We start from the raw sequence: 7,943 nt of genomic DNA on the forward strand, positions 1-7,943 counted from the left end.
TGGGCGAACCTCCGCCTGCTCCCGCGCGGGACCTCCACCCGCCCCCGCGGGGAGCCCGCGCCCGTCCCGTTGGGGGCCCGCGCCCGCCCCCGCGGGGGCCGGACCGGGATGGTTCCGCGGCGCGGGACGGGACACGGCCGCCCGGGTCATTGCCCTTGTCAAGGTCTTGTAGCACAATCAGCTGGACGCGACCGGGAGTTGCGTGCGTCACACCCGCTCCCGCAGCCGCACCGGGCGACCGGACGGCGGCGGGCATCCCCATCACACACGTGCGGCCACACCGCAGTTGGTGGTGCGGCCGCAGGAGAGAGGCTCCCGTGGCACAACAGAACGCGACACAGAAGAAGAAGAGGTCATCGGCCTTCTCCTGGGCACAGCGCCTGGGCCGGTCCCTGATGCTCCCCATCGCCACCCTTCCGGCAGCCGGTCTGCTGCTGCGCTTCGGCCAGCCCGACATGCTGGGGCGTGTCAACGAGGACGGCTCCGTCACCGGACTCGCCGCCCACCTGGGCACCTGGCACGACCCCGTCTCCCAGGTGCTCAGTGCCGCCGGTGGTGCGGTCTTCGACAACCTCCCGATCATCTTCGCCGTCGGTGTGGCCATCGGCATGGCCAAGCGCTCCGACGGTTCCACCGGCATCGCCGGCCTCTTCGGCTACCTGGTCTTCGCCGGGGTCCTCAACGTGATGGCCCAGTGGACGGGCGCGGGGGACCCGAAGACCATCAACTACGGGGTGCTCGGGGGCATCCTCATCGGCATCATCGCCGCCAAGAGTTGGGAGAGGCACTACCGCCAGAAGCTGCCCGACGTGCTGGCCTTCTTCGGGGGCAGACGCTTCGTGCCCATGGTCGTCTCCGTGTACGCGACCGCCTTGGCGATCGTCATGGGGTTCCTCTACCCCGCCTTCAACTGGCTCATCAACGAGAAGCTCGGCGGCTTCCTCATGGGTGAGGGCAACGGCGTGCTCGGCGGCTTCGTCTTCGGCACTGCCAACCGCCTGCTGGTGCCCTTCGGCCTGCACCACCTGCTCAACTCGATCCCCTGGTTCCAGCTGGGTTCGTGCACCTCCTCGCAGAACGGGGAGACCCTGCACGGCGACCTCACCTGCTTCCTCAACGGGACGCGCGAGACCTCGGGCTGGACCGGCTCCTACATGACCGGGTTCTTCCCGATCATGATGTTCGGCCTGGTGGGGGCCGCCCTCGCCTTCGCCCACACGGCGTTCCCGGAACGGAAGAAGGCCACGACCGCACTCATGGTGTCGGTCGCCGCCACCGCCTTCCTCACCGGCATCACCGAGCCCCTCGAGTACTCCTTCGCCTACGTGGCCTTCCCGCTGTACGCGATCCACGCGGTCCTCACGGGCCTGTCACTGGCGGTGGTCAACTTCCTCGGCGCCAAGATGGGCTTCAGCTTCTCGGCCGGGTTCACCGACTTCGCGATCAACGCCACGAAGTCCGCCGACTACTCGGGGGGGTGGCTGAGGGGACCGGTGACGATCATCCTCGTCGGCCTCGTCTTCATGGCGATCTACTACTTCCTCTTCCGCTTCCTCATCGTGAAGTTCCACTTCGCCACCCCGGGTCGTGAGGTGGAGGAGGGCGCGGACGCCTTCGCGGCCGGCCAGGCGGCCGCCAAGGAACGCACCGGCAAGGCTGCGGTGGAGGGGGCGACCGCCACCTCCGGGACGGGCACCCCGCCCGCCGCGAAGCACGCGTTCCGCGACGACGACGACATCCCCCCGCTGATCGACCAGGACTGACTCCGGTCGGTCCGACCCGGGGGCCCCGGGGAGGGGAGCGGAGGCTCCCTCCCCGGGGTCCCCGCGTCACGGGCCGGGTGCTGCGCGGTGCACTGCGGGGTCCGGTCGGCCGGGGTGCGTCCGGCCCGTGTGCACCACCTGCCCGGGACGCGTCCGGACCCTAGGCTGTGGCCATGCCTGATCAGTTCGTCCCCGTCCAGCTCACGGGGGACCTCGTCCGACTCGAGCCGCTGGGCACCGACCACGTCCCCGGCCTGGTGCTGGCCGCCGAGGGAGCCCGCGCCACGCCGTCCCTCGCCACCGTCCCCACCCCCGAGGGGGTGGAGGACTACGTGCGCCACAACCTGGAGCGGCAGGCGGGTGGGGGCTACCTGCCCTTCGCCCAGGTCGAGGTCGCCACGGGCCGGGTCCTGGGCCACACCGCCTTCCTGACGCCCCGGACGTGGCCGGACGGGCGTCTCCTGGCCGTCGAGGTCGGCAGCTCGTGGCTGGCCCCCGACATGCGGGGGACCGCCGTGAACTCCGCGTCCAAGCTGCTGCTCCTCACCCATGCCTTCGAGGACTGGGAGGTCGTGCGCGTCGACATCAAGACCGACGTGCGCAACAGTGCTGCCCGCGCCGGGATCAGGGCGATCGGCGGACGGTTCGAGGGGATCCTGCGCAACTGGCAGCCCTCGCTCGCCGACGGCGAGGAGGGACGTCCGCGTGACACCGCGATGTTCTCCGTCACCGCGGCCGAGTGGCCGGGCGTGCGACAGCACCTGGAGGAGCGCATCGCCACCAAGCTCGCCGCCCGGGGCTGACGCCACCCGCCCGCGTCCGACACCACCCGTCCGTCCGCGACCGTCCGCCGGCCAGCCACCCGGGAGTCCCCGGGTGTTCCCGCCTTTGGCGGCATGGGGACGAGCCGGGAGCCCCCTGCGTGGGGGCACGGAGGGGGGGCGGGCACCGCGCGGTGCCCGCCCCCCTTCCGACCTGGGACCTGTCGCCCGGTCCTCCGTGTCAGGCGTCGGCGGCCTGGGCGGAGAGCATGCGCTCCACCACCGAGATCCGCTCACGCAGGATGCGCACCAGCGCCGCGGAGGCCTCCGGGTGGGCGTCGATCCAGGCCTGACCGTCCGCAGCCAGGTCGACCCCCTCCACGTAGCCGGCGAGGGCCTGGGGGAACATCAGGGTGACGAGGTCCTCCGCGGTGTGGAAGGTGTTGTCCGCCCACACCTGCTCCAGCGAGGCGAAGTAGTCCGCGACGAAGGGCACGTAGAGCTCCGGGGTGGTGCGGGCCTGGGTCCAGAAGCCCGAGACCATCGCCCAACGGGTGTCGTTCGCGATCGACTGGTCGCGCAGGATCGACTCCCACACGGCGGCCTTGACCGCGGCGTCGGGACGCGCGGCACGGGCGGCAGCAGCGTTCTGCCTGCCGGTCATCGTCTGGTCGGTGGCCTCCTGGACCACGATGTCGGCCTCGTCGGCGACGCCCCCGCGCACGAGCGCGATGAGGAGGTCCCAGCGCAGGTCGACGTCCATGTCCAGGCCCTCGAGCGTGTCGGAACCGTCGAACAGGGCCCGGACCGCGGCGAACTGCTCGGGCGTGACCGCGTTGCGGGCGGCGGCGCGCACCAGCATCTGCTGCTGGTCGGAGCCGGCAGCGGCCGCGCGTGCCAGCAGGAGCAGACGGTCACCGACCGAGACCTGCGCCTCGGGCCGGGCGGCCGGGGAGACGTAGCTGCGGACCGTCTCGTCGATGTGGCGCAGGCTGAGCTGCAGCATCGACATGTTGCGTTCCTCGGGCAGGGCCGCGATGGCCAGGTCGAGGAACTCCCGCGGTGCCATCTCGGCGTCGCGCACCATGTCCCATGCGCAGCCCAGGATGATGTTGCGGGTCAGGGAGTCGGAGAACTTCGTGATGTTCGCCGTCGCGAAGGCGAGCGACTCCGGGTCGAGGCGGACCTTGGCGTAGGCCAGGTCGCCGTCATTGACCAGGATCAGGTCGGGGCGCTGGATCCCGACGGCGGAGGGGACGTCGGTGCTCGCGCCGTCCACGTCGAGTTCCTCGCGGAAGACCCGCACGACGGAGTCGCCCTCGTCGGCCGCCCCGCCCTCGCCCGTGCTGGCGGGGAGTGAGTACCCGGCCACGGCGAGGCGGTGGGGACGCAGGGAGGAGCCGGGGGTGAAGGGGGACTGCTCCACGGCCAGGCGCGTGATGCGTCCGTCCTCGCCGACCTCGATGGTCGGGCGCAGCAGGGTGACGCCGGCCTCCTCCAACCAGACCTTCGACCAGCGGGCGAGGTCGCGTCCGGAGGCCTTCTCCAGCTCGCCGAGCAGGTCGTCGAGGGTGGCATTGGCGTAGGAGTGGGCCGTGAGGTACTCGTGCAGGCCGGTGAAGAACTGCTCGCGTCCCACGTAGCTGACCAGCTGGCGCAGCACGGAGGCGCCCTTGGCGTAGGTGATGCCGTCGAAGTTGACCTCGACGTCGGCCAGGTCACGGATCTCGGCCTTGATGGGGTGGGTCGTGGGCATCTGGTCCTGGCGCAGGCCCCAGTCCTTGCGCAGCAGGAAGCCGATCCACGCATCGGTCCACTCGGTGCCCTCGGCCAGGGCGAGGTGGGACATGAACTCGGCGAAGGACTCGTTCAGCCACAGGTCGTTCCACCACTCCATGGTGACCAGGTCGCCGAACCACATGTGGGCGAGCTCGTGGAGGATCGTGTTGGCGCGCGTCTCCAGCTGGGCCGAGGTCGGGCGGGTGCGGAAGATGTACTGGTCGCGGAAGGTCACGCAGCCCGCGTTCTCCATGGCACCGGCGTTGTACTCGGGCACGAAGATCTGGTCGTACTTCGTGAAGGGGTAGGGGATTCCGTAGCGGTCCTCGTAGAAGGAGAAGCCCTTGCGGGTCGTGTCGAGGATCGCCTCGGCGTCGAGGTGCTCCAGCAGGGAGGCCCGGCACCACACGCCCAGCGGGATCTCGCGCCCGTCGGCGGAGGTGAGGGAGCCGGTGACGCCCTGGTAGGGGCCTGCGACGACGGCGGTGATGTAGGTGGAGATCCGCTCGGTCTCCGGGAAGGCGTAGCGCCAGCCCTCCTCGCCCTTCTCGGGCCCGGGGGTGGGGGCGTTGGAGAACACGGTCCAGCCCTCGGGCACGGTGACCGTGAAGGTGAACGTGGCCTTGAGGTCGGGCTGCTCGAAGGTGGCGTAGACGCGTCGCGCGTCGGGCACCTCGAACTGGGAGTAGCAGTAGGCCTGGCCGTCGGCCGGGTCCACGAAGCGGTGCAGTCCCTCGCCGGTGTGCATGTACTGGCACTCGGCGTCCACGACGAGGGTGTTGTGGGCCGCGAGGCCGGACAGCGAGATGCGGGAGTCCTGGTGGGCGGTGGTGTCGACGGGCTCACCGTTGAGGGTGATGGAGTTGACGTAGTTCGACACCAGGTCGACGAAGGTGGAGGCACCCTCGGTCGCGTCGAAGGTGATCGTGGTGCGGGAACGGAAGTCCCGGTCACCCCCCGTCAGGTCGAGATCCACGTCGTAGTGGGAGACGGAGACGACCTCGGCGCGCTGAGCGGCCTCGTCGCGGGTGAGGTTCAGACCCGGCATGGGCACGACCTTCCTGGGTTGCGGGATGGGACATCGCGCGCCCGCGAGGGCACGCCCAACTCCACATCTTCCCACGGGCCCGCCGCGAACGCACACAGGGGGTGCCCTAGCATGGGCGCAGGTCGCGCCCGCCGGGGCGCGTGGGGAGGAGACAGGGGTGTCGCACTCTGGTGGAGCGGGCTCCCCGCGTGCGGGACGGCCCCGCCGCGACCCGCGGGGCGTGTGGCCCGGCGTCGAGGTGCGCACGCGTCGGCTGGCGAGGGCGGCGGGCGCCCTGTGTGCCGCCGCAGTGGTCCTCTCGGCGTTGGCGGCCTGTTCGGTGGACGAACGCCCGGCCGACCAGCGGCCGCACGTGGCTCTGAGCCCGGTGCCGGATCCGTCGACCTCACAGGTGCCGCCGACGCCGGCGGATCCCCGCAGCGGGAATTCGGCCTCCCAGTCCGGCTGAGGTCCGCTCTGTTCTCGTGCTGAGGTCCGCCCTGTTCGACACATGAGGTCCGCCCTGTTCGACACATGAGGTCCGCTCCCCGTGCCATGCGGCGGGGGAGCGGACCTCGAGGCCACAAGTGAGCGGACCTCAGCAGTGGAAGTGAGCGGACCTCACCAGATGCGGACGCGCTGGGTCGGCTCCAGCCACATGGCGTCCCCGGGCTTCACGTCGTAGGTGTCGGCGAAGGCATCCAGGTTCCGCAGGACCCCGTTGCAGCGGAACTCCGAGGGGGAGTGCGGGTCGATGGCCAGCAACTGGATGGCGAACTCGTCACGGGCCTTCGAGCGCCACGCCCTCGCCCACGCGGCGAAGAAGCGCTGGGGACCGGTGAGCCCGTCGATGACGGGCGCGTCGGAGGCGCCCTCGATCCCGCGGTCCGCCAGGGAGGCGAGCCACGCCTTCCACGCGATGGTGAGGCCGCCCAGGTCCCCGATGTTCTCCCCGATCGTCAGGGCGCCGTTGACGTGGTACCCCTCGGGGCGCCCCGCCAGCTCGAGGGGTGTGAAGGCGTCGTACTGGGCGATGAGCGCCTTGGTGCGCGCCTCGAACTCCGCGCGGTCGGAGTCGGTCCACCAATTGTTGAGGTTGCCGTCCTGGTCGAACTGGCTGCCCTGGTCGTCGAACCCGTGTCCGATCTCGTGCCCGATGACGGCGCCGATCGCACCGAAGTTGACGGCGTCGTCCGCCTCGGGGTCGAAGAACGGGGGCTGCAGGATCGCGGCGGGGAAGACGATCTCGTTCATCGGTGGGTTGTAGTAGGCGTTGACCGTCTGCGGGGTCATGAGCCACTCGTCGCGGTCCACCGGGCGGGTGAGCTTGCCCAGCTCCCAGTCCAGCTCGAAGGCCTCGGCGGCGCGGACGTTGTCGACGAGCGTCGCCTCCGGGGAGAGCTCCAGCCCGGAATAGTCACGCCACTTCGGCGGGTAGGCGATCTTCGGGTTGAAGGTGGCGAGCTTCTCCAGCGCGCGTGCCTTGGTGGCCTCACCCATCCAGTCCAGGCCCGTGATGGAGACGCGGTAGGCCTCCAGCAGGCGTCCCACCAGGTCCTCCATGCGCTGCTTGTACTCCGGGGGGAAGTGGCGGGACACGTAGAGACGGCCGAGGGCCTCGCCCAGGGTGCCCTCCACCAGGCCCAGACCACGCTTCCAGCGGGGGCGCAGTTCCTCGGTGCCGGCCAGGGTGCGGGAGTAGAAGTCGAAGTTCTCCTCCACGAAGGCCCGCGACAGCAGCGGGGAGCGCGCGTCGACCACCTTGCGCAGCAGCCACAGCTTGAGCACCTCGAGGTCGGTGTCAGCCCACAGGCGCGCCCCCGCCGCCAGGAAGTCGGGCTGGTCGACGTTGAGGGTGTCCAGCACCGATGTGTCCAGACCCAGCTCGCGGGCCCAGGCGTCCCACGCGAACCCGGGGTTCTGGGAGGTGACCTCCGCCCAGGAGCGGGGGTTGTTGGCGAGCTGGGGGTCGCGGTTCTTCACGGAGTCCCAGTGGTGGGAGGCCAGCCGGGTCTCGAAGTCCATGACCTTCTGCGCGGCCCCGTCCGCGCCGCCCTCGTCGACGACGCCCGCCAGCGTCAGCACGCGCCCGACGTGGGCGACGTAGGCGGCGCGCGTGTCGGCGTACTTGTCCTCCCGGTAGTAGGACTCGTCGGGCAGGCCGAGCCCCGCCTGCGTCAGGTAGGTGATGCAGCGGGTGGTGTCGTTGATGTCGTTGTTGACGTAGGGGGCGAAGAACAGGGAGACGGAGGAGCGCATGAGGCGTCCCCCCACGGCCGCCAGCCCATCGGCGGTGGTCGCGGAGGCGATGGCGTCGAACTCGGGGATCAGGGGGGCCGCACCCTGGGCCTCGATGCCGTCCTCGTCCATGAACTGGCCGTACACGGTGGCGAGGCGCGCGGCGTCCGGGTCGTCGATGGCACCGGAGACGGCGTCCTCGACGATGGCGCGCCCGCGCTCCTCGGAGAGGTCGCGCAGCGCGTAGAAGGCCCCGTCGATGGGCCGGTCGGCGGGGATGGCGTGGTCCCTGAGCCAGGTGCCGTTGATGTGGCGGAAGTAGTCGTCCTGGGCGCGCACGGAGGTGTCCATCAGTGCGGGGTCGAGGACATGGGC

Annotated in this window: 4 protein-coding genes; 2 read left to right on the forward strand and 2 right to left on the reverse strand. The window is 70.7% G+C overall.

From position 1 onward, the window contains the following. The first annotated feature begins 395 nt into the window (after positions 1-395). Together TA90_RS08000 and TA90_RS08005 are read left to right on the forward strand one after the other, a co-directional pair. Positions 396-1,763: a PTS transporter subunit EIIC gene (locus TA90_RS08000; RefSeq protein ID WP_082031574.1), complete on the forward strand. Its 1,368-nt coding sequence runs from the start codon at positions 396-398 to the stop codon at positions 1,761-1,763. A 173-nt stretch (positions 1,764-1,936) separates the two neighbouring features. Further along, positions 1,937-2,566: a GNAT family N-acetyltransferase gene (locus TA90_RS08005; RefSeq protein ID WP_043535675.1), complete on the forward strand. Its 630-nt coding sequence runs from the start codon at positions 1,937-1,939 to the stop codon at positions 2,564-2,566. Positions 2,567-2,765: 199 nt separating this feature from the next. On the opposite strand, the gene pepN is transcribed toward TA90_RS08005, so the two are convergent. Next, on the reverse strand, positions 2,766-5,351 hold the full coding sequence (gene pepN, locus TA90_RS08010; protein ID WP_043535677.1) for an aminopeptidase N: 2,586 nt from the start codon (positions 5,349-5,351) through the stop codon (positions 2,766-2,768). Positions 5,352-5,951: 600 nt separating this feature from the next. Beyond that, positions 5,952-7,943, reverse strand: a 1,992-nt coding sequence (locus TA90_RS08015; protein ID WP_043535680.1) for a M13 family metallopeptidase, incomplete at its 5' end; no start/stop codon positions are given.

This window comes from Actinomyces polynesiensis, from assembly GCF_000820725.1.
In the GTDB taxonomy this organism is placed as follows: Bacteria; Actinomycetota; Actinomycetes; order Actinomycetales; family Actinomycetaceae; genus Pauljensenia; species Pauljensenia polynesiensis.

Excerpts from the sequence above, each read along its gene's own strand:
- TA90_RS08000 (WP_082031574.1), top strand. The coding sequence starts at position 396 with ATGCTCCCCATCGCCACCCTTCCGGCAGCCGGTCTGCTGCTGCGCTTC.
- TA90_RS08005 (WP_043535675.1), top strand. The coding sequence starts at position 1,937 with ATGCCTGATCAGTTCGTCCCCGTCCAGCTCACGGGGGACCTCGTCCGA.
- pepN (WP_043535677.1), bottom strand. The coding sequence starts at position 5,351 with ATGCCGGGTCTGAACCTCACCCGCGACGAGGCCGCTCAGCGCGCCGAG.